Annotated in this window: 19 protein-coding genes; 10 read left to right on the top strand and 9 right to left on the bottom strand. The window is 66.2% G+C overall.

Annotated features, from left to right (window positions below; genetic code table 11):
* The first annotated feature begins 84 nt into the window (after nucleotides 1-84).
* The 3 genes from FHS02_RS03820 to bktB all read left to right on the top strand — a co-directional run bounded on the left by FHS02_RS03820 (nucleotide 85) and on the right by bktB (nucleotide 4,006).
* Nucleotides 85-1,002, top strand: a complete 918-nt coding sequence (locus tag FHS02_RS03820) for a hydroxymethylglutaryl-CoA lyase (protein WP_137312876.1) — start codon at nucleotides 85-87, stop codon at nucleotides 1,000-1,002.
* A gap of 132 nt (nucleotides 1,003-1,134) precedes the next feature.
* A complete protein-coding gene (locus FHS02_RS03815) occupies nucleotides 1,135-2,763 on the top strand; it encodes an electron transfer flavoprotein-ubiquinone oxidoreductase (RefSeq protein WP_137317288.1) in 1,629 nt (542 codons plus the stop codon).
* Between the two features lie 61 nt (nucleotides 2,764-2,824).
* Nucleotides 2,825-4,006 (top strand): beta-ketothiolase BktB, encoded by a 1,182-nt coding sequence (gene bktB / locus FHS02_RS03810; RefSeq protein ID WP_137312875.1) that lies wholly within the window; start codon nucleotides 2,825-2,827, stop codon nucleotides 4,004-4,006.
* Nucleotides 4,007-4,062: 56 nt separating this feature from the next.
* On the opposite strand, the gene FHS02_RS03805 is transcribed toward bktB, so the two are convergent.
* The 6 genes from FHS02_RS03805 to FHS02_RS03780 form a co-directional block, all read right to left on the bottom strand.
* Nucleotides 4,063-6,084 carry an acetyl/propionyl/methylcrotonyl-CoA carboxylase subunit alpha gene (locus FHS02_RS03805; protein ID WP_137312874.1) on the bottom strand — a complete coding sequence of 674 codons (2,022 nt, stop codon included), beginning with the start codon at nucleotides 6,082-6,084 and terminating at the stop codon, nucleotides 4,063-4,065.
* Between the two features lie 67 nt (nucleotides 6,085-6,151).
* Nucleotides 6,152-7,756 carry a carboxyl transferase domain-containing protein gene (locus tag FHS02_RS03800; protein WP_137312873.1) on the bottom strand — a complete coding sequence of 535 codons (1,605 nt, stop codon included), beginning with the start codon at nucleotides 7,754-7,756 and terminating at the stop codon, nucleotides 6,152-6,154.
* 7 nt (nucleotides 7,757-7,763) lie between these two features.
* Complete coding sequence (locus tag FHS02_RS03795; RefSeq protein WP_229422537.1) at nucleotides 7,764-9,149, bottom strand: cytochrome P450; 1,386 nt, start codon at nucleotides 9,147-9,149, stop codon at nucleotides 7,764-7,766.
* Between the two features lie 199 nt (nucleotides 9,150-9,348).
* On the bottom strand, nucleotides 9,349-10,929 hold the full coding sequence (locus tag FHS02_RS31920) for a methyl-accepting chemotaxis protein (RefSeq protein ID WP_137312872.1): 1,581 nt from the start codon (nucleotides 10,927-10,929) through the stop codon (nucleotides 9,349-9,351).
* A 128-nt stretch (nucleotides 10,930-11,057) separates the two neighbouring features.
* On the bottom strand, nucleotides 11,058-11,462 hold the full coding sequence (locus FHS02_RS03785) for a hypothetical protein (RefSeq protein ID WP_137312871.1): 405 nt from the start codon (nucleotides 11,460-11,462) through the stop codon (nucleotides 11,058-11,060).
* A gap of 10 nt (nucleotides 11,463-11,472) precedes the next feature.
* Nucleotides 11,473-12,516, bottom strand: coding sequence for a porin (locus tag FHS02_RS03780; protein WP_137312870.1), 1,044 nt, complete (start codon nucleotides 12,514-12,516; stop codon nucleotides 11,473-11,475).
* Nucleotides 12,517-12,820: 304 nt separating this feature from the next.
* Here FHS02_RS03780 and FHS02_RS03775 point away from each other — a divergent pair, with 304 nt between their 5' ends.
* Complete coding sequence (locus tag FHS02_RS03775; RefSeq protein ID WP_137312869.1) at nucleotides 12,821-14,242, top strand: diguanylate cyclase domain-containing protein; 1,422 nt, start codon at nucleotides 12,821-12,823, stop codon at nucleotides 14,240-14,242.
* Nucleotides 14,243-14,255: 13 nt separating this feature from the next.
* Here the strand turns inward: FHS02_RS03775 and FHS02_RS03770 are convergent, their stop codons facing one another.
* Together FHS02_RS03770 and FHS02_RS03765 are read right to left on the bottom strand one after the other, a co-directional pair.
* On the bottom strand, nucleotides 14,256-14,639 hold the full coding sequence (locus tag FHS02_RS03770) for a VOC family protein (protein ID WP_137312868.1): 384 nt from the start codon (nucleotides 14,637-14,639) through the stop codon (nucleotides 14,256-14,258).
* Nucleotides 14,640-14,680: 41 nt separating this feature from the next.
* On the bottom strand, nucleotides 14,681-16,303 hold the full coding sequence (locus FHS02_RS03765) for an ATP-dependent acyl-CoA ligase (protein WP_229422536.1): 1,623 nt from the start codon (nucleotides 16,301-16,303) through the stop codon (nucleotides 14,681-14,683).
* Nucleotides 16,304-16,462: 159 nt separating this feature from the next.
* Between FHS02_RS03765 and FHS02_RS03760 the strand changes: the two genes are divergently transcribed.
* The gene (locus FHS02_RS03760; protein ID WP_137312866.1) at nucleotides 16,463-17,302 is read left to right on the top strand and encodes a TetR/AcrR family transcriptional regulator; all 840 of its coding nucleotides are present in this window, start codon (nucleotides 16,463-16,465) and stop codon (nucleotides 17,300-17,302) included.
* A gap of 138 nt (nucleotides 17,303-17,440) precedes the next feature.
* Nucleotides 17,441-19,021: a phytoene desaturase family protein gene (locus FHS02_RS03755; RefSeq protein ID WP_137312865.1), complete on the top strand. Its 1,581-nt coding sequence runs from the start codon at nucleotides 17,441-17,443 to the stop codon at nucleotides 19,019-19,021.
* Nucleotides 19,022-19,028: 7 nt separating this feature from the next.
* On the opposite strand, the gene FHS02_RS03750 is transcribed toward FHS02_RS03755, so the two are convergent.
* Nucleotides 19,029-19,745: a TetR/AcrR family transcriptional regulator gene (locus FHS02_RS03750; protein WP_137312864.1), complete on the bottom strand. Its 717-nt coding sequence runs from the start codon at nucleotides 19,743-19,745 to the stop codon at nucleotides 19,029-19,031.
* A 172-nt stretch (nucleotides 19,746-19,917) separates the two neighbouring features.
* On the opposite strand from FHS02_RS03750, the gene FHS02_RS03745 reads away from it, so the two are divergent.
* The 4 genes from FHS02_RS03745 (at nucleotide 19,918) to FHS02_RS03730 (ending at nucleotide 23,319) form a co-directional block, all read left to right on the top strand.
* On the top strand, nucleotides 19,918-21,192 hold the full coding sequence (locus tag FHS02_RS03745) for a cytochrome P450 (RefSeq protein WP_137312863.1): 1,275 nt from the start codon (nucleotides 19,918-19,920) through the stop codon (nucleotides 21,190-21,192).
* 4 nt (nucleotides 21,193-21,196) lie between these two features.
* A complete protein-coding gene (locus FHS02_RS03740; RefSeq protein WP_137312862.1) occupies nucleotides 21,197-22,276 on the top strand; it encodes a hypothetical protein in 1,080 nt (359 codons plus the stop codon).
* The gene (locus FHS02_RS03735) at nucleotides 22,273-22,641 is read left to right on the top strand and encodes a nuclear transport factor 2 family protein (RefSeq protein ID WP_137312861.1); all 369 of its coding nucleotides are present in this window, start codon (nucleotides 22,273-22,275) and stop codon (nucleotides 22,639-22,641) included. Before FHS02_RS03740 ends, FHS02_RS03735 begins: the two co-directional genes overlap by 4 nt.
* Nucleotides 22,642-22,761: 120 nt before the next feature.
* On the top strand, nucleotides 22,762-23,319 hold the full coding sequence (locus FHS02_RS03730; protein ID WP_221403768.1) for a carboxymuconolactone decarboxylase family protein: 558 nt from the start codon (nucleotides 22,762-22,764) through the stop codon (nucleotides 23,317-23,319).

Below are 23,319 nucleotides of genomic sequence, written 5' to 3'. Positions count from 1 at the left end.
CGCAGTGGGCGGCATGCCGTCGAACGCCGTCGTCCGGCAAGCCCGGGCAGCGCATGCTGCCCATCGGAGAAGAGGAGTAGGGAAATGAACTTGCCGCACAAGGTCAAGATCGTCGAGGTCGGTCCGCGCGATGGGCTGCAGAACGAACGGGAAATCATCCCGGCCGCGGTCAAGGTGGCACTGGTCGACCGGTTGACGGCGGCCGGCTTCGCCAATATCGAGGCGGCATCGTTCGTCTCGCCGAAATGGGTGCCGCAGATGGCCACGTCGGCGGAGGTGATGGCCGGCATCCGGCGCCGGCCCGGCGTGCTGTATTCCGCCCTCGCGCCCAATATGCAGGGGCTCGAGGCAGCGCATGCGGCGGGTGTCGACGAAGTGGTGATCTTCGGCGCGGCATCCGAAGCGTTCTCGCAGAAAAACATCAACTGCTCCATCGCGGAATCCGTACAACGCTTCCGGCCGGTCGCGCTGGCAGCACGGGAAATGGGGCTGCGCCTGCGCGGCAGCATCAGTTGCGCGTTCGGCTGCCCCTACCAGGGCGAGGTCTCCAGCGATACGGTCGCCGATGTGGTCGGCCGCATGCGCGACCTGGGGTGCGACGAGATCGACATCGCCGATACCATCGGGGTCGGCACGCCGCGCCAGGTCCAGCAGGTCATGGCGCGCGCCGCCGGCGCGTTCCCGATCGCGCAGCTTTCGGGCCATTTCCACGACACCTATGGCCAGGCGCTGGCCAATATCTACGCCTGCCTGGAAATCGGTGTCACCACTTTCCATTCCTCGGTGGCCGGACTGGGCGGTTGCCCTTACGCGAAAGGCGCGACGGGCAACGTCGCCACCGAAGACGTGCTGTACATGCTGCACGGACTCGGAATCCATACCGGCATCGACCTTGGCGCAGTGGTCGATGCGGGGCAGTTCATCGCAAGCCATCTCGGGCGGAAAGCAGCCAGCCGCGCGGGCAACGCGCTGGCGGCCAGCCGTGCCGCCGCCCAGCCGTGAAGCGCATGTACATGGCCTGCAAGTTCCCCTGTCGTCCTTTGCGCGGCGCGCGGCATGCGGCAGCGCCCACCCGTTCTTGAAACTGACTGACTCATGATGAACCAAACCATGCAATCCGGGCCCCGCGACGTGATGGAATACGATGTCGTCATCGTTGGCGGCGGGCCCGCCGGCCTGGCGGCAGCCATCCGGATCAAGCAGCTGGCCGCAGCCGAGAACCGCGAAGTGTCGGTTGTCGTCCTCGAGAAGGGGGGCGAGCTGGGGGCCCACACAGTGTCGGGCGCCGTGATGGACCCGCGCGCCCTGACCGAGCTGTTCCCCAACTGGAAGGAGAAGGGCGCACCGCTCGATACGCCCGTGACCGAGGACCGCGTGCTGTTCCTGACCGAGTCGCGGGCGTACCGGACACCGGCCGCGCTGCTGCCGCCGTGCTTTGAAAACCATGGCAACTACGTGATCTCGCTGGGCAGCCTGGTACGCTGGCTGGGCCAGCAGGCCGAGGAACTGGGTGTCGACATCTTCCCCGGCTTCGCCGCCGCCGAAGTGCTGTACGACGCCGGCGGCGCGGTGCGCGGCATCGCCACTGGCAACATGGGTGTCAGGCGCGACGGCACGCCGGGAGCCGACTTCCAGCCCGGCATGGAGCTGGTGGGCAAATACACGCTGTTCGCGGAAGGCGCGCGCGGCCACCTGGGCAAGCAGCTCATCGCCAGGTATGGCCTGGACAAGGGCAAGGATCCGCAATCCTACGGCATCGGCATCAAGGAACTGTGGGAGATCGATCCCGCCACGCACCAGCCCGGCCTGGTGGTCCACACCACCGGCTGGCCGCTCGATGCCGGCACCTACGGCGGCTCTTTCCTCTATCACCTGGAGAACAACCAGGTGGTGGTCGGCTACGTGGTGGGCCTTAACTACGAGAACCCCTACCTGTCGCCGTACGAGGAATTCCAGCGCTACAAGACGCACCCGGCCATCCGTACCTTCTTCGAGGGCGGCAAGCGCATCTCCTATGGGGCGCGCGCGATCGCGGCGGGCGGCCTGCAAAGCCTGCCCAGGCTGGTCTTCCCCGGCGGCGCGCTGATCGGCTGCGAAGCCGGTTTCCTGAACATGAGCCGCATCAAGGGCTCGCACGCCGCCATCAAGTCCGGCATGCTGGCCGCCGAATCCGTGGTCGCCGCGCTGGCGGAGAACCGAGCGGGCGACGAGCTGGCCTCCTATCCGGCCAGTTTCGAACAGTCCTGGCTGCATGAGGAGCTGCATGTCGCCCGCAACGTCAAGCCCTGGCTGAGCAAGGGACTGTACCTCGGTTCCGCGATGACCTGGATCGACCAGGTCCTCTTGCGCGGCAAGGCGCCGTGGACGCTGCGCCATGCCCGCGCCGATCACGAATGCCTGCAGCCGGCGAACCGTTATCGGCCGTTCGACTATCCGAAGCCGGACGGCAAGCTGACGTTCGACCGCCTGTCCTCGGTGTTCATCTCGAACACGAACCATGCGGAAGACCAGCCGGTCCACCTGACACTGAAGAACGGCAGCGTGCCGGTGGACGTGAACCTGGCCATGTATGCCGGTCCGGAAGCGCGCTACTGCCCGGCAGGCGTGTATGAATTCATCAAGACCGACGAGGGAGGAAACCGGCTGCAGATCAATGCCCAGAACTGCGTGCACTGCAAGACCTGCGATATCAAGGACCCCACCCAGAACATTACCTGGGTCACGCCGGAAGGCGGTGGCGGGCCGAGCTATCCGAACATGTAGCGGTACCCAGGAATGCAGCGCCACCCATCACAGTTGAAACGACCGAAACAATGGAGGAATCATGGAACGAGAAGTAGTGATCGTCAGCGGTGTGCGCACCGCCATTGGCGACTTTGGCGGCAGCCTGAAGGATTTTGCGCCCACCGACCTGGCAGCGCGCGTGACGCGCGAGGCGCTGGCGCGCGCCGGCGTGAACGGCGAGGAGGTGGACCATGTCGTGTTCGGCAGCGTGATCCATACCGAGCCGAAGGACATGTACCTGTCGCGCGTGGCGGCGGTCGAGGCCGGCATCGCCCACGCGGCGCCGGCACTGACGGTCAACCGCCTGTGCGGATCGGGCCTGCAGGCGGTGATCAGCGCCGCGCAGTCGATCCTGCTGGGCGACGCCGATATCGCCGTGGCCGGCGGCGCCGAGAGCATGAGCCGCGCGCCGCATGCGACCGGTGCGATGCGCTGGGGCACCCGCATGGGCGAGGTCGCCTTTTCGGACATGATGACAGGCGCGCTGACCGATCCTTTCGATGGCGTCCACATGGGCATCACCGCCGAGAATGTGGCGCAACGTTTCGCCATCGGCCGCGAGGCGCAGGATGCGCTGGCGGTGGAGTCGCATCGCCGCGCGGCGCATGCCACCGAGGCCGGCTATTTCAAGGAGCAGATCCTGCCGGTAGCCCTCAAATCGCGCAAGGGGGAAACGCTGTTTGCCGCGGACGAGCATATCCGTGCCGACACCTCGCTGGAGAGCCTGGCAGGCATGCGCGCCGCGTTCAGGAAGGATGGCAGTGTCACTGCCGGCAATGCGTCGGGCCTGAACGACGGCGCCGCCGCGCTGGTGCTGATGGAGCGAAGCGTGGCCGAGCAGCGTGGTGCAAGGCCGCTGGCGCGGCTGGTGGCCTATGCGCACGCCGGGGTGGATCCGAAATACATGGGTATCGGTCCGGTGCCGGCCAGCCGCAAGGCGCTCGAGCGGGCCGGCCTGACGGTGGACGACATCGACGTGGTGGAGGCCAATGAAGCCTTCGCGGCGCAAGCGTGCGCGGTGGCGCAGGAACTGGGGCTCGATCCCGCCAAGGTCAATCCGAACGGCTCCGGCATCGGCCTGGGCCACCCCATCGGCGCCACTGGCGCCATCATCAGCGTCAAGGCGCTGTACGAGCTGCAGCGCACCGGTGGACGGTATGCGCTGGTCACCATGTGCATCGGCGGCGGCCAGGGCATCGCGGCGATTTTCGAACGGATCTGAGCCGTCCCGGCCGCGGCGCGCGGGCCGCTCGGGCCGCGCGCCGCGGCCGCTTTGCTTCACGCCTCGGCGGTCAATGTCAGCAGCTGGGCGCCGTCGGTGACCTGGTCGCCGACCTGGTACAGCAATTTTTCCACGATGCCGTCATGCGTCGCCGCGATCGTGTGTTCCATCTTCATCGCTTCCATCACGAGCAGCGGCGCGCCTTTCGCCACCCTGGCGCCTGCGGTAACCAGCAGGGCCACGATCTTGCCCGGCATCGGCGCGGTCAGTGCGCCCGCTTCGGCTTCCGCCGCGCCGGTGTGCACCAGCGGATCGGTGTACTGCAGCACCGCGTGGCGGCCACGTGCGAACACATGGAAAGCGTCGCCGTCACGTACCACGCAACCGCGCAGCAGCTGGCCATCCAGTGTAATCCACAGGTCGCTGCCTTCGGCGCGCACCAGCGACAGGGAGCAGCTGGCGCCATCCAGGCTGAAGGCCCAGCCATCGCCCGCGTAGGTGGCGGTGACACTGCGTGCGCCACTGTCGTCGCCGAAATCGAGCTCGCGCGCCAGCCGGCCGTTCATGCGCCAGCCGTCCGACCTGCGCCAGGGGTCGCCGGCCGCCGAGGCATCGTGCAGCCGCTCGCCATGCAGCAACGATGCGGCGGCCAGCGCCAGCACGTCGCGCGACGCGGGCGCGGGTGGCGGGAACAGCGCTGCGCGATTCTGCTCGATCAGGCCGGTATCGAGGTCGGCGTTCGAGAAGGCGTCGCTGTCCATCAGGCGCTGCAGGAAGCCGACATTGGTGGACAGGCCCACCACCTGGTAAGCGGCCAGTGCCTGCCGCATACGCACCAGCGCCTGCCGGCGATCGGCGCCCCAGACGATCAGCTTGGCGATCATCGGATCGTAGAACGGCGAGATGGCGTCGCCCTCGCGAACGCCAGCGTCGATACGCACCGGTGCGGGGAGGGCAGCGGGGACGCCGTCATTGCGCGTGAAATGCACGGCTTGCGGAGCGCGCAGGTGACGCAGCTGGCCGATCGCCGGCAGGAAGCCCTTCTCGGGATTCTCGGCATAGATGCGCGCCTCGATCGCATGGCCGTCGATGCGCAGCTGGTCCTGGCGCAGCGGCAGCGCCTCGCCGCTGGCCACGCGCAGCTGCCATTCCACCAGGTCGGTGCCGGTGATCATTTCCGTGACCGGGTGTTCGACCTGCAGGCGGGTATTCATTTCCATGAAGTAGAAGCTGCCGTCCTGGTTGGCGATGAACTCCACCGTGCCGGCGCCGACGTAGGCCACGGCCTTCGCCGCGTTGACGGCGGCCTGGCCCATGGCGCGGCGCCGTTCGGGCGTCATGCCTGGCGCCGGTGCTTCCTCCAGCACCTTCTGGTGGCGGCGCTGCACCGAGCAGTCGCGCTCGAACAGGTAGACGCATTCGCCGTGCGTGTCGGCAAATACCTGGATTTCGATGTGGCGCGGGCGGGTCAGGTACTTCTCGACGAGCACCTTGTCGTCGCCGAAGCTGCTGATCGCCTCGCGCTTGCACGAGGCCAGCGCGTCGGCGAACTCTTCGCTGCGCTCGACGATGCGCATGCCCTTGCCGCCGCCACCGGCGCTGGCCTTGAGCAGCACCGGGTAACCGATCCGGTCGGCCTGCTGCTGCAGGAATGCGCTGTCCTGCCGCTCGCCGTGGTAGCCGGGCACGAGGGGCACGTCGGCCTGCTCCATCAGCGTCTTGGCGGCGGACTTGGAACCCATGGCGCGCATCGCCGAAGCGGGCGGGCCGATGAATACCAGGCCGTGGTCGGCGCAGGCCTGGGCGAACTCGTCGTTTTCCGACAGGAAGCCGTAGCCGGGATGGATAGCCTGTGCGCCGGTGGCCAGCGCGGCGGCGATGATGGTGTCGCCCTTCAGGTAGCTGTCGCGCGCCGCGGCGGGACCGATCAGGACGGCCTCGTCGCACAGTTCGACGTGGCGGGCGCCGGCATCGGCTTCCGAATACACGGCCACGGTCTGGATGCCCATGCGGCGCGCGGTCGACGCGACGCGGCAGGCGATTTCGCCACGGTTGGCGATCAGGATTTTCTGGAACATGCGTTTCCCTGCTTTCTGGTTGAGTTCCCTGCTGTCTGCTGAGTGGCACTGTTCCGCACGCGGGTGCCTACATGCGGAACAGGCCGAATTTCGTCTCCGGAATCGGCGCATTCAATGCCGCCGACAAGCCCAGGCCCAGCACCATGCGGGTGTCGGCCGGGTCGATGATGCCGTCGTCCCACAGCCGCGCGCTGGCATAGTACGGGTGGCCCTGCTGTTCATACTGTTCCTTGATGGGCTGCTTGAACGCCGCTTCCTCGTCCTGCGACCATTGCCCGCCCCTGGCCTCGATGCCGTCGCGCTTCACGGTGGCGAGCACCGAAGCGGCCTGCTCGCCGCCCATCACCGAGATGCGCGCATTGGGCCACATCCACACGAAGCGCGGCGAATACGCGCGCCCGCACATGCCATAGTTGCCCGCGCCGAAGCTGCCGCCGATGACGACGGTGAACTTCGGCACGGCCGCCGTGGCCACCGCCGTCACCATCTTGGCGCCGTTGCGGGCGATGCCCTCGTTTTCATACTTGCGGCCGACCATGAAGCCGGTGATGTTCTGCAGGAAGACCAGCGGGATCCTGCGCTGCGCGCACAGCTCGATGAAGTGCGCACCTTTCAGCGCGGATTCCGAGAACAGGATGCCGTTGTTGGCGATGATCCCGACCTTCATGCCGAAGATGCGGGCAAAGCCGCACACCAGCGTGGCGCCGTAGCGCGCCTTGAATTCGTCGAACTCGCTGCCGTCGACGATGCGCGCGATGACTTCCCTGATGTCGAACGGCTTGCGCGTATCGACCGGGATTACGCCATACAGTTCTTCCGGCGCGTATTTCGGCGCCACGACTTCGTGCACCGCGGCAGCGGGCTTGCACCGGTTCAGGTGAGACACGATGTTGCGCGCCAGCGCCAGCGCGTGGGTGTCGTTCTGCGCCAGGTGGTCGGCCACGCCCGAGAGGCGCGTGTGCACGTCGCCGCCACCCAGGTCTTCGGCCGACACCACTTCGCCGGTGGCAGCCTTGACCAGCGGCGGGCCGCCCAGGAAGATGGTGCCCTGTTCCTTGACGATGATCGATTCGTCGCTCATCGCCGGCACGTAGGCGCCGCCCGCCGTGCAGGAACCCATCACCACGGCGATCTGGGGGATGCCCCTGGCCGACATGTTGGCCTGGTTGTAGAAGATGCGGCCGAAATGATCGCGGTCCGGGAATACTTCGTCCTGGTTCGGCAAATTGGCGCCGCCGGAGTCGACCAGGTAAATGCAGGGGAGGTTGTTCTGGTCGGCGATTTCCTGTGCGCGCAGGTGCTTCTTCACCGTCACCGGATAATAGGTACCGCCCTTGACGGTGGCGTCGTTGCAGACGATGACGCACTCCTGGCCGGCAACCCGGCCGATGCCGGTGATGATGCCGGCGGCCGGGGCCGCGTCGTCGTACATGCCGAAAGCGGCCATCTGCGACAGTTCGAGAAAGGGCGTGCCGGGATCCAGCAGCAGCCGCACGCGCTCGCGCGGCAGCAGCTTGCCGCGTGCGACATGTTTCGCGCTCGCGGCCGCGCCGCCGCCCGCGGCGATCTTCCCGACCTTCGCGCGCAGGTCGTCCACCAGGGCCTGCATGGCGGCCGCATTGGCCTTGAAGTCGTCGCCGCGTGGATTCAGTTTGGTTTCAATGACGGTCATGTCTTGTTCAACCTACAGTACGAAGTTGCAGTTTGGTTAATCCACGCAGTCCGGGGTTGCCATTCCAGCTGGTGGTGCTTTCCGCCAGGCGCAGGTCTGGCCAGCGCCTGGCCATCTGGCGCAGTGTGACCTCGGCCTCCAGCAGCGCCAGGGTGGCGCCGATGCACACGTGCGGCCCACTGCCAAAGGACAGGTGGCTGCTTTCCCGGCGCGCGATGTCGAAGGTATCCGGAGCTGCGAAGCGCGCCGGATCGCGGTTGGCGGCGCCGATCAACGCCAGGACGAGGTCGCCCCGGCGCAGCGTGTGGCCGTGCAGCGTGAGCGTGGCCGCCACCCGCCGTCCGGTGTATTGCACGGGGCTGTCGTAGCGCAGGATCTCGCGTATCGCCGCCGGCATCGCTTCCGGGCACGCACGCAGTGCCCGCCACTGCGCGGGGTGGGACAGCAGCGTGTGCACGGCGTTCCCCAGCAGGTTGCGGGTGGTTTCGTGGCCGGCGAACAGCAGCATCGCGCATTGCGCCACCAATTCGCCATCGGCATGGATTTCTCCGGCCGCTTCGGCCTGCAGCAGGCAGCCGATGAGATCCGTGCCGGGAGCCTGGCGGCGTTCGCGCAGCAGTCCATCGAAGTAGCCCGCCATCTGCATCAGGCCGCGCCGCGCGCCACGCAGTTCGTCCGCCGATGGCTGCAAGGCACCGATGAACGTTGCAAGGCTGTCCGACCAGGCCATGAAGCGGGCTTCATCGGACCGGTCCACGCCCAGCAGAAGTGCCATGACGCGCGAGGGAAGAGGGCGCGCGACTGCGCCGATGAACTCGAATTGCGGACAGTGCTGCAGCGGATCGAACAGTTCATCGGCAAGTTGCTCGATCCGCGGCGCCAGCGCGCGGATCCGCGACGGGTGGAAGCCGGCCGCCATGGCGCGGCGCAGGCGCCGGTGGTCGGGGGCGTCGAGAAAGACCATGGCGCGCGCGAACATGCGCTGGAAGGCATCGCGGCCGGCCTGCCCCCGGCCGTCGGCGGCCGGCGTGGCAGCATCCGGGACGCGCTTGATCCAGCCGCCGGTGCGTTGCGAGGAGAAGCGCGGGTCGCGCAGCGCGAACGCCACATCGGCGTAGTGCGGCAGGATCCAGGCGCCCTGGAACACATCGTCGCGCCAGTGCACCGGTCCCTGTTCACGCAATGCTCGATAGGTGGGGTATGGATCTTGCAGGAAGAGACCATCGAACAGCGGCAACGGCGTATTCGCCGGTGGAGCAGGCTGGCACGGCAGCGGCCATGCTTGCCGGACCATTTCGGGTCGCGCTGGAACATGCCCGATCCTGTTGCCAGGGCTTTTCGACGCGTGGCTGCCCGTCGTGGAATGGCTTTCGAGCTCATCCATATTGCGCATGCCCGTGCATTTCCATGTCTCCATCGCGTTCGCCTTTCCAGCCGTCTTGTGCTGCCGGTCCATAGGGCGATGATAGCTCGACTTTACGTTTACGTAAACGTAAAGTGAGGCATAATCCGCGTTTGTGTTCACCATGGCACGGGACGAAAAAATGCCCGGCATTGCCGGGCATGATGGGCTGCCGGGAACTGCCTGCGGCTCAGCGGAGCGCGAGGGCGGCGGGGCCGGCACGGCCGCGCGAGCCTGCCGGTGCCGTGTCCGGCATGTCGTCGAGCTTGAAGACGGCAAGCGCTGCCGACAGGTGGCGGGTCTGTTCCGTCAGCGACTCGGCGGCGGCCGAGGCTTCTTCCACGAGGGCCGAGTTCTGCTGGGTCATGCCGTCCATGTCGCTGATCGCATGCCCGATCTGCTCGATGCCTTCGCTCTGGCGCGCGCCGGCTTCCGCGATCTCGGCCATGATGCCGTGGACCTTGCGCACGGAAGCGACGATCTGCTCCATCGTCTCGCCGGCCTTGTCGACCAGCGCGGTGCCGGTACCGACCTTGGCCACCGAATCGCCGATCAGTTCCTTGATTTCCCTGGCGGCAGCCGCGCTGCGCTGGGCCAGCGTGCGCACTTCCGAGGCCACCACGGCAAAGCCGCGGCCCTGTTCGCCGGCACGGGCCGCTTCCACCGCCGCGTTCAATGCCAGAATATTGGTCTGGAAGGCGATGCCGTCGATGACCGCGATGATGTCGACGATCTTGCTGGCCGACGCATTGATGGCGCCCATCGTGGTGACGACATCGCCGACCACTTCGCCGCCGCGCGTGGCGATGTCGCTGGCCGAGACCACCAGCGCGTTGGCTTGCTGCGCGTTGGCGGCATTGGCGTGCACCGTCTCGGTCAGCGATTCCATGGCGCGGGTGGTGTTTTCCAGGCGCCCGGCCTGGGATTCGGTGCGGCTGGCCAGGTCGGCATTGCCGCTGGCGATTTCACTGCTCGCCACGGCGATGGTCTCGGCCGAGCTCTTGATGCCGGCGACCATGCTGGCCAGGCGTCCGCGCATGTCCTTCAGCGCCGCCAGCAGGCTGTCCTGGTCGCCGGCCTCGGTGCGGATTTCCATCGACAGGTTGCCGGCGGCGACTGCGCGCGTGATGTCGCGCGCATATCCCGGCTCGCCGCCGAGTTGTTGCCAGATGGTGCGCACCACAAACCACGACACCACGGCCAGGGCGGCGATCACCACCAGGGCGGTGACAATGGTGGCGACCAGCACGCTGCGCACGCTGCTCCTGCTGTGCGAGATGCCGGCAGCGAACTGGCGCTGCGCGTTGTCGTTCAACTTGGCAATGTCGCCGTTCAGCGTGTTCAGCGTGGATTGCATGCGCGTCACGGTGGCGCCGGCATCGCCCTGTTCCATTTCCAGCATGATCTTTGCGGCGGATACGGCGGGAGAATAGTAGTCGTCGAATTCCTGGGCGAGGCGCTTGCCGGTCTCGGCCATGCCGTCGATCTTGCCGATCTCGGCAATCCGGGCACGCACCTTGGCGGCCTGTTCGCCCACCTGGGCAATGCGTGCCTTGTCGCCTTCGCTGACGGCATCGCGCAGGCCGGCGGTGACCGCTTCGACCTCGCTGCCCAACGCCTTCACGGCGCCCAGGGTGGGAAAGTCGACGCTCTCGGTGGCGTGGATCGAATCCAGGGCGCGCGTTGCAAAGCTGGTGCTGACCGCAACGCCCAGCACGAATATGACGGTCGAGATGACCGGTAAAGACCAGATCCTGCGCTTGATGCTCATACTGCTGTCTCCAGTTGACGAGTGCCTGAATTGTTCTGATGGCGTCGCGCCGGCCACTGCTCGTGGCCGCGCGGGTGATGGCCAGCGGTCCCGCTGCCAGCCATGCCTGCCGCGACTGCCGTTGGCGCTCAGGGCGCGGTGAAGACGACCTTGACCGTCGCGTCGACGGCGCTCTTCTCGATATAGCCGATCGCCTTCGGATTGGCCGCCACGGCTTTCTTGACGGCGGCGCTGTCCGCTGCTTCCTTCGGCATCGTGGCCTTGCCGGTGAAGACCAGCTTGGCCCACAGGGCCTTGGCCTGGGCCGGGTCCTTGTCCGCCACCTTCTTGTAGAACTCGGCCCGCACCGGAGCGCTTTCCGGCTGGTCGATCGGCGTCAGCGCGGACGACTTGCCCGTGAAGACGTTGGCCACCTCGTCCTTCGTCATCGTCGCCTGGCTGCTGGCGGTGCCGACCACGGCAACGACTTCGGCCATTGCGGGCGCGGCGGCAAAGGCGATGGCGGCGGCGATTGCATGCATCAGTTTGTTCATGCGTGTCTCCTCAGAAAACGAAATCGACCGACACCGCGCCGACGGTGACAGGACCGTCGAAACCGGGCTTTACGTTGACGAACATGCCAGCCCCTTCCGGCTTGACACGATCGAGCTGGAACTTCACCGCGGCCGAGCTGAATGCATCCCAGCGCAAGCCGATGCTGTCGGTGGTTTGACGGTTTTCGCCGGTAACCCTGCCGTGGTTGTAGAACGGTACGAACTTGCCGATACGGTAGCCTGCCATCAGGTACCAAGCGTTCTTGCCCGCGCCGACGCCGCGCGTCTGGCCATACTCGGATTGCAGCACGATATTGTTCCAGTCCATGCCGAGGCCGGCCCCCGTGAACGAGATTTTTCTCTTGGGGGTGGCAAAGTCGCCTGTCTCGAACGAGTATTTGGCATCGCTGCGGACAATGCGCGCGGTGAATGGACCGTGTTCGGCCGATAAATTCACGACCCGGTGATCGGTGATCGCGAGCATGGCGAGGCCGCCCGGCGCCTTCTCCTTGGTACGGCCATAGGCCAGCTGACCGGTCAATGTGGTGTTACCTACATTCTGGCGCCACGTCGCATCGGCCCCATCGAGGCTGTTGATGGGTACCAGGTTGTACAGTTCCGTCGGCGGCCGCAGCATGATGTTGGCATAGCCGACGTTCCGGTAGTCGGAGATCATGAACAGCGGTAAGCCAACTCGGCCAGCACGTACGCTCAGGTTGTCCGACAGCGTGAACTTGGCGAATGCCAGCGTGGCATCGGCACCATAGTTGTCTTCGCCAGCCTTGCGCACGAGACCCTGGCCCGTCAGCGAGATCCAGTCGTTGATGCGCGCATCAATTTGCAGGCCGAGATTCGAATCCACGCCGGTACGCGGGCTCTTGACCGCGCCGCTGGCCTGGCTAGCGCGTACGAACTGCGCATCGTCGGTATTGGTCCAGGTCAGGGCACCGGTACCGAAGCCGCTGATCTTGATGGAGGAAGTTGCGCTTTCCTGGGCGAGTGCCGTCGACAGGGCGAACGGCAGCGCGAGCAGCGGGGCAATGAAACGTCTCATGTTGTGCAGTTTATTAGGTGAACGGTTTTATGAAAGGTGTCTAACAATCGAGTGGAAATTGTTGCCACCGGTGTATGAACCAGGGCGTACGGGCGTATTGGTACAGACGGGGCTCACCGCGCGTCTTGCTCCTGGGAACAATTGGAAGCGTAACGCAATTGCCATCAGGCATCAAATCATCTAAACAAATCGGCGTATTGTGTTCAATTTGTGTTGTTTTCGGAAAACAGGTGATGCCGCTACGCCGACATCGTCACGATCACGGGATGCGGTCCGTGGCAGCCGCCGTGCGTTTGTCAGTCGGGTGGCCACTGTCGGGCGAGCGGACTATAATCGCTGCCACTTTTCAGCGCAGGAGGATCGCATGGGGAACTGGCTCGGGCGCTGGCGGCGCGCGCTGGCAAAAGCGCTGGCTCCCGATATGGTCGAGGGTAGCGAACTGGCAGCTGTCCAGGAGCAGCTCGCACAGAGCGAGCGGCGCTTCCACGCGGTGACGGACAACCTGCCCGTCATCATCACCCAGTTCGACCTGGATGGACGTTTCACGTTCATTAACAAATACATCGGTACCGTGCTGCCGCAGCGGCCTGAAGAACTGCTGGGCGCCAAATTGCGCGAAATCACAGGCGATGCGCTGTATGAAAGCGTCAGCGTCCATATCGACAGGGCCTTCCAGGGGCACAAAGTCGAGTTCGACATCTGTTTTCCGGTCGGCGGCGTGGACCGCTATTTCACCGGGATCTATTCACCGGAACTCGACGATACCGGGGCGGTGGTCAGCGTTTTTGCTCTCTGGCATGACATCACCGAACGCAAGCAGAGCGAACTGCGCCTGCGTGCCATCACCGACAACCTGCCTGCGGTCATCTGCTATCTCGACGCGGAGCTGAAAATCGAGTTCGCCAACGCCACGTTTACAAGCTGGCTGGGAAAGTCGGCGTCGACCGTGGTCGGCTGTCGCCTGGCCGATCTCGTTAATGAATTCCCCGACAGTCCGGCGGCGCAAGGGCTCATGCCGTTCATGTTGCGCGCGCTGCACGGCGAGCGGGTGGAATTCGAGTTCACGACGTTCGTCGACAACCATGAGCGATGGCTGCACTACACCGTGGTACCGCAGTTTGGCCAGGATGGCGCCGTGCTCGGTATTCTCGCGCTCTGCGCCGACGTCAGCGAATTGAAGCGGGTACAACGGCAGCTGTCCGAGTTGGCACGGTTCGATGAACTGACGGGCCTGCCGAACCGCTACCAGTTCAACGAGAAAATGGCGGAAGCCGTACAGCGCCTTGCCCGCGCCAGCCAACCCATGGGCTTGCTCTTCCTGGACGTCGATCATTTCAAGCAGATCAACGACACGCATGGCCATGCAGCAGGCGATGAAGTACTGCGCGAATTTGCGCGCCGCCTGCTGGCCTCGGTCAGGGCAACCGATACCGTCGCACGGCTGGCTGGCGATGAATTCGTGATCGTGCTGGAAGCGGTGGCGGACCGCGCCGCGATGCAGCGGGTGGCGGACAAGATCCTGGCGGCGATGCTGTCGCCAATGCTGCTGCCGCACGGCGAACTGCGCATCAGCTCCAGCATCGGTGGCGCGTTTGCGGAGAGCAGCAAGGTCGAGCCCAGGTTGCTGCTCGATTGTGCCGACCTGGCGCTCTACGACGCCAAGCGGGCCGGCCGTGGCACGTATCGCCTGCGCGACTATGCCGCGCCACAGGAGATAACGGCCTAGGCCGCGAGGGTTGTCAAGCGGGCTTGCGGCAGGACGCTGCGATCTTGTTGCCATCCGGGTCGCGGATGTAGGCGGCATAGGCGTTCGGCGCGAACGGCCGCGGGCCAGGGGCGCCTTCGTCCACCGCGCCCAGGTCGAGCGCGCGGCGATGGAATTCATCGATCGCGGCCCGGCTTGGCGCCGCCAGGCCGATGGTCAGGCCATTGCTGGCGGTGGCCGGTTCGCCGTTGCGTGGATAGCCGACCATGAACTGGGGCGCTTCCGCGCCCCAGCCGCAGATGCGGCCTTCGACGTCCAGCAGGCGCCTGTAGCCGAGCGGTGCCAGGACGTGATCGTAGAAGGCGCTGGCGCGTGCCAGGTCGTGCGTGCCGAGGGTGGCGTGGGTGAAGATGGTCATGTCGCGGTCTCCTGTACGTTAGGGGGGAATCGTGGCTGCGGTCAGCGCTTGCTGACCTTGATGTCGGTGCGTTCCAGGTCCCAGGTGGATGCGGTGCAGCCTTCCTCGCGCAACTGGTATTTCAGCACGCGCCCTTGGGGATTTTTCGGCATCGTCGTGCGGAACTCGATATAGCGCGGCAACGCATAGTAGGGAACGGCATCGACCGCCCAGTGGAACAGGGCCTCCGGCGGCAGCGCGCAGCCGGGCTTCAGGATCGCCGTGACCTTGACGTCGTCCTCGCCCTTGTCGGACGGTACCGCATGGACAGCGACCTCTTCGATGTCGGGATGGGCGGCAAACGCCGCTTCCATCTCGAAGCTGGAGATGTTCTCCCCGCGGCGGCGCAGGTAGTCCTTCTTGCGGTCGACAAAATAAAAGAACCCGTCGTCGTCGAACTTGCCGATGTCGCCGCTGTGGAACCACATGTTGCGCATCACCTTCATGGTGTCGGCCGGCCGGCCCCAGTAACCCATGAACATGACGTCCGGCCGCAGCGGGCGCACCACGATCTCTCCCGGCGTATTGGCGGGCACTTCGCGGTCGAGGTCGTCGACGATGCGCACATCGAAGTCGGCGATGCGCTTGCCCGAAGAGCCTGGCGCCGCGTACTCGCCGCCCGGCAGCGAGGTGATCACGCTGGCTTCCGTCAGGCCGTAGCCGTTGCCGCCCACCTGCCGGGCGCCGAAGCGTTCGCGCCAGATCTTCTTGGTTTCCTCGGTAAACGGATTGCCGCGCACGGTGTGGATCTGGCCGGTACAGCGCCGCATCGGTTCGCTGGCCGGCGCCTGGGCCAGCAAGGCGCCCATGCTGCCCAGGATCGATGCGATGGTGGCGCCGCTGCGCTCGACTTCCGGCCAGAAGTTCGACACCGAGAAGCGCGGCACGATCGCCACGCGGGCGCCGACCAGGATATTCGACAATACGCCCACGCACATGGCGTTCATGTGGAACAGCGGCAGCGGCGTGATGGTCACGTCCTCGGCCGTGGCGGGGCCCGCGCGCAATTGCAGGCGCGCCAGGTTGCACATGTAGTTATAGCTCAGCATGCAGCCCTTGGACGGGCCGGTCGTGCCGGAGGTATACACGATGCAGGCCAGGTCCGAAGGCGCCGGCTTCTCGAGGATCGGCTCGTCGCACGCGCCGCGGTGCCGGTCGAGCGCATCGATCCGGGCCGGGCAGGGCGGCAGCGTTTCCAGCGTTCCGCGGTAGAGCAGCAGTGCGACGTCCGGCAAGCCCTCGGCCACCTGGGCGATGCGCTCGACGTAATCGGCCTCGCAGATCACGATGCGTGCCTTCGAGTCGGCGATCTGGTGGCGCAGGAACTCGCCGCGCAGGGCGGTGTTCACCGGCACGCTGACGGCGCACAGCTTGTTGGCCGCGATCCAGCCCGCCACCGCGTCGATATTATTGTCGAGCATGGTGAGAATGGTTTCGCCGCCGCGCAGTCCCAGTGCCGCGAGCGAGTGCGCCAATCGGGTGGTAAGTTGGTCGAATTGACCGTAAGTGGTGAGTTCGCCGCCAAAATCGAACAGCACGCGTTCGGGGTGCGCCTCAACTGCCCTGTCGAGTGCGGCAATAACGGTGTCCTGCTGGCCAACCGACCAGGTTTCGGGATTGCCCATGCCTGCCATTTCGTCTCCTGTTTTACATGGTTTATGAGATAAATATAAACACAAAACGAAATAGTGTCAAAGAAAAGGTCGCCCCAGTTCCGTTCCGATGTCGTCCGGGCCGGGGCATGCGCTACAATCGCTGTTCCAGAAACATGTACGAAGAAACCAATGACAGGTGCACTCAAGGCAGCAAAAGGGAAGGCCGTCGCAGTCGCAGCCGCACAGCCGAAATCGAAGGCGGTGGCCAAGGTCGTACCGGCAGCCAAGCCGGCAGCCAGGCGCGCCCGGGCGGCGATCGAACCGGCAGGCGACGCGGTGGCGAAGGCGGCCACGCCGGCGGCGAAGGCCATTGTCAAGCCTGCCGCCAAACCCGCCAAGGCTGGCGAAGCGCGGCTGCCCACGGTGGTGCGGACCGCTGCCCCGAGTGCCAAGCTGAACAAACGTTCCAGCGAAACCATCGGCAAGATCCTCGCCGCCACCGAGGAAATCATCCTGCGCTCCGGCGCCGAGCGCATCTCGATCTTCGACGTCTGCGAGGAGGTTGGTATTTCGCGCGGCACTTTCTACCGCTACTTTTCCTCCCAGGACGACCTGCTGGATGCGTTTTCACGCCACAAGCGCGACCAGTTCCACACCAACCTGCAAAAGACCGCGGACCTGATCGACCCGGATGAGCGCTTCCAGGCCCTGCTGACGTTCATTGACGACTATCTGGAAAACACCCGCGCACGGCGCTTGCTGCTGGTCGCACCGGACTACGCCATGCGCTGGCTGCAGCGCATCTTCACCGACTCGGTGCACCGCTTCCAGGATCTGCTGACCCCGGTGTTCGACGCCTGGGAAGTCCGGCGCGGCATCGTGATCGACCGCGAACTGGTCTGTGAACTGATGGTGCGCTACATCATGAGCGACGTGCTGGTGCCGGCAGGGCCGGACCGCCGCAACCTGATGCGCCGGATCGAACGTTTCGTGCTGATGCTGATGTCGGGACGCACGACGCGCCGTTAACTCCTTGTCAGGATGCGCGCCTGCTTTGACGCGCAGTCAAACCGTTGTGCTGTCGCGCCGCCGCGGCGCCGTGTTCCAATCGCCCCGTACGGGAGACCGATAACGACACGACAAGCCGCGCCAGCGGGAGGAGACAGCATGACGGGAGTAAAACAGTACGACGCGGTGATCGTCGGGGGCGGGCACAACGGACTCGCTGCCGCCTGTTACCTGGCGGCCGGTGGCAGGAAGGTGATCGTCGTCGAAGCACGCGACAAGGTCGGCGGGATGGCGTCCAGCGGCTACCTGATCCCCGAGGCGCCGCAGCACCTGGTCCATCCCTGCGCGCTCGACCTGATGTCGCTGCGCGTGCATCCGATGATGCCGCGCGAACTGCAACTCGAGCGCCACGGCTTTCGCCAGGTCGACATGGATCCCGGGTATGTCTATCTGCACCCGGATGGCAGTTCGCTGGTATTCGGGCGTACCGCCGCGCAGACAGCGGCCGAGATCCGGCGCTTCTCGGCACGCGACGCCGATGAGTTCCTGGTGCTGATGAAGCTGGTCGACGCGTTCATCGACATGGCGATCCCGATGATGCGGGTCGATCCGGCACGGCGCAACTTCGGCGCCAAGTGGCAGTCGCTCCAGGCGCTGCTGAAGCACCGCAAGCTCAAGCCGGACCTGATGGCGCTGATCGGCAGCCCGGCCTACACGTCGATCATGGAACGCTTCGAGCACCCGGTCACGCAGTCGGCCCTGTGCTGCCTGCTGGGCGCGGCCGGCCCGATCGCCGCCGAAGCGACAGGCATCTATTTCGCGCTGCTGGGCTTCATCCACCGCTTCGGCCTGGGCCGCGCGGCCGGCGGCATGCAGACCTTGTCCGATGCGCTGGCTGCCCGGCTGCGCGAACTGGGCGGCGAAATCCTGCTGTCGTCGCCGGTGGCCGAGATCGTGGCGCGCGGCGGTCGCGCCAACGGCGTGCGGCTGGCTGGCGGCGGGCTGATCGAAGCGCGGGCCGTGATCGCAACGCTGCATCCGAAAATGGCGCTCGAGATGGTCACGCCCGGGACGCTCGATCGCCGCACCCTGACCAGGGTTGCGCTGGCGCCGGCCAATGCCCACGGCGCCTCGCCGCTGAAAGTGGACGTGGCGCTGTCGGGGCAGGTCGCGTATTCGCGCCACGAGGCCTTGCGTCCTGACGGACTCAGCCTGCGCAAGAGCGTGCTGTTGGTCGGTACAGCGGACGCGGTGCTGGACAACTTCCGCTGCGCCGCGCGTGGCGAGGTATCCCCGCTGCCGTACCTGTGGCTCACCGCGCCATCGGCTGTCGACCCCGGCCAGGCGCCGCCGGGACAGGACGTCGCCTACCTGTATCCGGTGGCGATGCCGGTCGAGCCGCGCGAGGGCTGGGACGCCATCCGGGCCCGGGTCGGGCAGCAGGTGATCGACCATGCCGCCCGCTACATGGACGGGCTGAAGGACTACGAGATCGGGCGGCGCATCGAGGCCGCGCCCGACCTGGCGGCACGCCTGAACGTGCACCGCGGCTGCGTCGTGCATATCGATACCAGCCCGGCGCGCAGCGCACTGATGCGGCCGGCGGCCGGGCTCGGCGGCGACACGCTGCCGGTGGCCGGCCTGTTCCTCGGCGGTGCCGGCGTGCACCCCGGCGGCGGCGTCAACGGCCTGCCGGGCCGGATCGCGTCGCAGCGCGTCGAGCGCTTCCTCGGGCGCTAGCCCAACCCTATTGCGCAGCGCGTGTCAGCGGGTCCAGCGTGCTGCGCTCCCGCTCGACCGCCGACAGCACGAACGCCACCGCGAACCTGCGCCACGTAGCGGCGCCGGCGTCGCCGGCCACGTCCAGCCCGGCCAGCGTGGCGACCGTGTAGCGGTTCACATAGGCACTGGTGGTCGCCAGTGCGGCCATCGCCAGCAGCAGGTCGGGATCGACGTCGGCGCGGAAGTCGCCGCTCGCCACGCCGCGCGCCAGCGTGGCGCGCATCATCCCGTTCAGCTGCGGCGCCATGCCGGTGAAGCTGTTGCGCGGCGTGGTGTGGGTCTCGTGATAGCGGATGCCTTCCTGCGCCAGCGCGCGCAATTCCCTGTCCTGGTAAGGCAGCAGCATCGCGTCGAGCAGTGCGCGCAGCGCCTCGCGCGGCGGCAGGCTGTCCAGTTCCAGCGCCAGCAGCGCTTCCATGACCTGTGCCGACGACTCGTCGAGCACGCAGGCGAACAGCTCTTCCTTGCTGCGGAAGTAGTGGTAGATCAATTGCTTGGTGACGCCTGCCGCCACGGCGATATCGTCGATCCGCGCATCGGCCAGGCCCTTGGCGGCGAATTCGCGCCGCGCCGCTTCAGCGATGCGCCTGAGTGTGTCGCGCTTGTTGGGGGGCGCCTTGGCCGCAGCCGGGCCGGCGCGGCCGGGAGCGGGGCTGTCGTGCAGGTCCGGCAGGATGGTCATGGTGTCCGGTTCGGTGGAAGTACCCCGTGTTATCCCATGCGCTTGACTCGCAGTCAAATAAAGTTGTGGGAAAGGCCGGCCGCTGCGACCTGCCGCAAGGCTACTATATGAACACCATTCAAACAAATGTTCATGTCCGCCAGCGCGCGGTCGTGGACCCCAAGGAGACAGCATGAGCACCGACAGCGACACCATCGACCTGGAAAGCGCCTATACGGCGGTATCCGACACCTACAAGGGCAAGGGGGACATCCATGCCGCGTGCCGCGCGGCACGCAAGGCGTCCCCCATCTTCGTCGGCGACTTCATCCGCCAGTTCGGCGTGCCGACCAACGCCGGCATGCAGCAGGGCACGCGGCCCACCTTTGCGCTGTTCCGTCACCAGGACGTGATGGCGGTCCTGCGCGATGCCTCGTCCTATACCAGCGGCTTCATCGCCGAGGGCCTGGGCGCCTTCTTCGACGGCCTGATCATTCTGGCCATGGATGGCGAACAGCACCGCCAGGTGCGCGCGCTGCTGCAGCCGGCCTTCATGCCGGAAACCGTGAACAAGTGGCGCGATCAGATCGACGCCGTGATCCGCAAGGATTTCCTCGAACCGCTGGCCGGGAACAAGGGCGCCGACCTGATGAAATTCGGCCTGGAGTTCCCGATCCGCGAAATGTATGCGCTGATGGGCTTTCCGACCGACAATCCGGACGCCTACCGGCGCTACGCCGGCTGGGCGCTGGCGATGGTCGGTGGCAACCAGGTCGATCCCGCCAAGGCCGACGAGGCGCGCCGCAACGCGGGGATCGCGGTCAGGCTGCTGTACGAGGCGATCCTGGAAGTGGTGGCGCAGCGGCGCGTGGACGGCAGCCAGGGCGACGACCTGATCGGCCGCCTGTTGCGCGCCGAGCACGAGGGGCGCAGGCTGGACGACCATGAAGTCACCACGTTCGTGCGTTCACTGCTGCCGGCCGCCGGCGAAACCACCACCCGCACCTTCAGCTCGGTAATGGCGCTGCTGCTGACGACGCCCGGCCTGCAGGAGCGCGTGCGTGCCGACCGCGCCCTGGTGCCGAAGCTGATCGACGAGGCGGTACGCTTCGAGCCGGTGGCCACCTTCAAGGTGCGCGAAACCGCCAGGGAAGTACAGTTCCATGGCGTGACGATCCCGAAGGGCGCCTTTGTCCAGTGCATGGTCGCCTCCGCCAACCGCGACGAAGAAGTGTTCGAGCGCCCCGACGAGTTCGATATCGACCGCAAGCCCAAGCCGTCGTTCGGCTTTGGTTTCGGGCCGCACATGTGCATCGGCCAGTTCGTCGCGAAAATGGAACTGAACTGCGCCGTCAACGCGATCCTCGACCTGTTTCCCGGGCTGCGCCTCGACCCTGCCATGCCGGCGCCCGTCATCGAGGGTGCCCAGCTGCGCGGCGCCGCCCACCTCCACGTACTCTGGGACTGACACCATGAAAAACTTCACGAACGTGCCGGAGCGCGCCGATTTCGATTACCAGTGCCTGGTGGGCCCGCAGCAGGTGACGGGCGCCGGGCTGGCCGACCTGCGCGATCACTTCGGCCTGAAGCTGACCAAGCACATGCCGTTCGGCTGCGTGCGCGATGCCGAAGGCGCGATCTACGCAATGGTACGCGCGCTCAATGCGCCGGGCAGCAGCCCGAACCCCACCAAGTTCATCTACCAGTCGACCCGGTCCGGCGACGGTGGCCAGCTGCGCATCGACCGGGAGCGCAGCGCGGCGCAGGCGCCGACGATGTTCCCGCAGCGCTGGCTGGACGGCGACACCGCGGGCTGGGCCAGCCACGACGGCGAGCCGGGCAACCCTTGGCGCCTCACGGCCTCCGGCACCCGTTTCACCTGGCAGGAGGAGGGACTGTTCGCGCTCGAAGGCCGTCTCCTCGGCAAAGGCATGCAGTGGTACCTGCCGGGACGCGACTGGGGCACCTTCTACGTCTCCCAGCTGTACGACGTTGCCGGCACCTGCGAAGGCCGCCCCGTGAAGGGCTTCATCGCGCTTGACCAGGCCTGGATGGCCGAAGGCGGCGCGATCCATTTCCAGAAGGACCTGGTAGTCAACCACGGCATGCACGTGATCTGGTGGACCTTCGCCACTGTCTACACGGACGGTACCTGGGACGCCGGTTCCTTCATGGTCGGCCACGGCAAGCTGGGCTACGCCATCTTCCAGAACGAAAAAGGCCAGGTGCGCTGCACCACGGACATCGAGGGCGAGGTGTTGCACAAGCCCGGCAGCTATTTCGTCGAGCGCGCGCAGATTGTCCTCGATGGCGTGGAGACCTGGGAGTTCGTGCCTGACCCGCAGGGCGAGATGATCGATTTCGTTGGCGGCTTCCCGATTACCGCGCAGCAGGAAGGCCGCTGGCGGCGGCGTGGCGATACGCGCGAGCCCGACCGCTCGGTGGGCTGGGGCGAGACCGACCGGCGCAATGGCAGCGCTCGCGACGTGCGGCCGGCGGCGCCGGACGAGGCCGGGCAGGAAAGCATGGCCGCCACGGGAGAACAGGCATGAGCACCACTGCAGGCAAGAGTGCAAGCGACATCAACCATTTTCTCCATACCCAGGTCGCCTGCTGGAATGCCGGCGACAAGGCCGGCTTCCTGGCGGCGTACCGCGAGGCCGCACCTGGCGGCCTGCTCATCGAATACGTCGGCCGCCCGGCCACCGACGGCTGGGCGGTGCTGGAAGCGATGTGGGACCGGCAGAGCGCCGCCATCGAGATCGAGGAAGTAGCGCTCATCGTCAACGGTACCGAGGCGGCCTGCCACAACCGTAACAGGATGCGGCGCGACGGCCGGGTCATCGAGACCATCGAGCTGTATCGCTTTGACGAGGACGGCCGGCTGCTGGTGCGCTACTTCATCCGGCCGGAGTAGGGCACCAGCGGAAACGGTCGACAATTTCCTTGAACATGATTATATTGAACACTACTAAAAGTTATGTTTAATTTAATCGCCCCCGCATGGCATGATCCGATGTGCCGCGGGAGAGGAGACATGCATGACCGCATTTTCGTACGCCCCGGCAGGGACCGCGCCGTGAGCCGCCTGCCGCCGGTACCGATCAACGCATTGCCGCCGGACTTGTCTGCGGCGGTCGCGCGCGGGCGTACCAACCGCATGCTCAGCACCACGCTGCCGGTGCAGGTCTGGGCGCACCGGCCCGAAGCGGCCGGCGCCTGGCTCGCCACGCTGGAAGCGATGCACCTGCGTGGCGTGCTGCCGGCGCGCCTGAAGGAGCTGGTGCGGCTCAGGATCGCCTCGATCACCAACTGCAGGGCGTGCCAGCTAGCGCGCAAGGACGACAGCGTCGGCGACGAGGATCTTGCCTGCCTGTCCGCGGACTCTGCGCGCTTCACGCCGGCCGAGCAGGCAGCCCTGCGCTATGCCGAGCTGTTCGCGGCCGACTACACGGCGATCGACGACGCCCTGTTCGAGCTGCTCAAGCGCCAATTCACCATCCCCGAGATCGTCGAGCTGAACATGTTCTGCGCGCTGATGCTGGCGGGCGGGCGCATGACCTATGTGCAGCAGGCTTACGAGGCAGCGCCATGA

Origin of the sequence: Pseudoduganella umbonata, assembly GCF_014192225.1 — a bacterium.
GTDB classification, from domain to species: domain Bacteria; phylum Pseudomonadota; class Gammaproteobacteria; order Burkholderiales; family Burkholderiaceae_D; genus Rugamonas; species Rugamonas umbonata.
Note: the sequence above shows the minus strand (reverse complement) of the source record. Positions and strands in the feature narration are given on the sequence as shown.

Coding starts and splice junctions, on each gene's coding strand:
- FHS02_RS03805 (WP_137312874.1), bottom strand. CDS start 6,084: ATGTTCCAGAAAATCCTGATCGCCAACCGTGGCGAAATCGCCTGCCGC.
- FHS02_RS03730 (WP_221403768.1), top strand. CDS start 22,762: ATGCATGACCGCATTTTCGTACGCCCCGGCAGGGACCGCGCCGTGAGC.
- FHS02_RS03755 (WP_137312865.1), top strand. CDS start 17,441: ATGACGGGAGTAAAACAGTACGACGCGGTGATCGTCGGGGGCGGGCAC.
- FHS02_RS03770 (WP_137312868.1), bottom strand. CDS start 14,639: ATGACCATCTTCACCCACGCCACCCTCGGCACGCACGACCTGGCACGC.
- FHS02_RS03750 (WP_137312864.1), bottom strand. CDS start 19,745: ATGACCATCCTGCCGGACCTGCACGACAGCCCCGCTCCCGGCCGCGCC.
- FHS02_RS03800 (WP_137312873.1), bottom strand. CDS start 7,756: ATGACCGTCATTGAAACCAAACTGAATCCACGCGGCGACGACTTCAAG.
- bktB (WP_137312875.1), top strand. CDS start 2,825: ATGGAACGAGAAGTAGTGATCGTCAGCGGTGTGCGCACCGCCATTGGC.
- FHS02_RS03745 (WP_137312863.1), top strand. CDS start 19,918: ATGAGCACCGACAGCGACACCATCGACCTGGAAAGCGCCTATACGGCG.
- FHS02_RS03740 (WP_137312862.1), top strand. CDS start 21,197: ATGAAAAACTTCACGAACGTGCCGGAGCGCGCCGATTTCGATTACCAG.
- FHS02_RS03765 (WP_229422536.1), bottom strand. CDS start 16,303: ATGGGCAATCCCGAAACCTGGTCGGTTGGCCAGCAGGACACCGTTATT.
- FHS02_RS03735 (WP_137312861.1), top strand. CDS start 22,273: ATGAGCACCACTGCAGGCAAGAGTGCAAGCGACATCAACCATTTTCTC.
- FHS02_RS03815 (WP_137317288.1), top strand. CDS start 1,135: ATGGAATACGATGTCGTCATCGTTGGCGGCGGGCCCGCCGGCCTGGCG.
- FHS02_RS03780 (WP_137312870.1), bottom strand. CDS start 12,516: ATGAGACGTTTCATTGCCCCGCTGCTCGCGCTGCCGTTCGCCCTGTCG.
- FHS02_RS03820 (WP_137312876.1), top strand. CDS start 85: ATGAACTTGCCGCACAAGGTCAAGATCGTCGAGGTCGGTCCGCGCGAT.
- FHS02_RS03795 (WP_229422537.1), bottom strand. CDS start 9,149: ATGCGCAATATGGATGAGCTCGAAAGCCATTCCACGACGGGCAGCCAC.
- FHS02_RS03760 (WP_137312866.1), top strand. CDS start 16,463: ATGACAGGTGCACTCAAGGCAGCAAAAGGGAAGGCCGTCGCAGTCGCA.
- FHS02_RS31920 (WP_137312872.1), bottom strand. CDS start 10,929: ATGAGCATCAAGCGCAGGATCTGGTCTTTACCGGTCATCTCGACCGTC.
- FHS02_RS03785 (WP_137312871.1), bottom strand. CDS start 11,462: ATGAACAAACTGATGCATGCAATCGCCGCCGCCATCGCCTTTGCCGCC.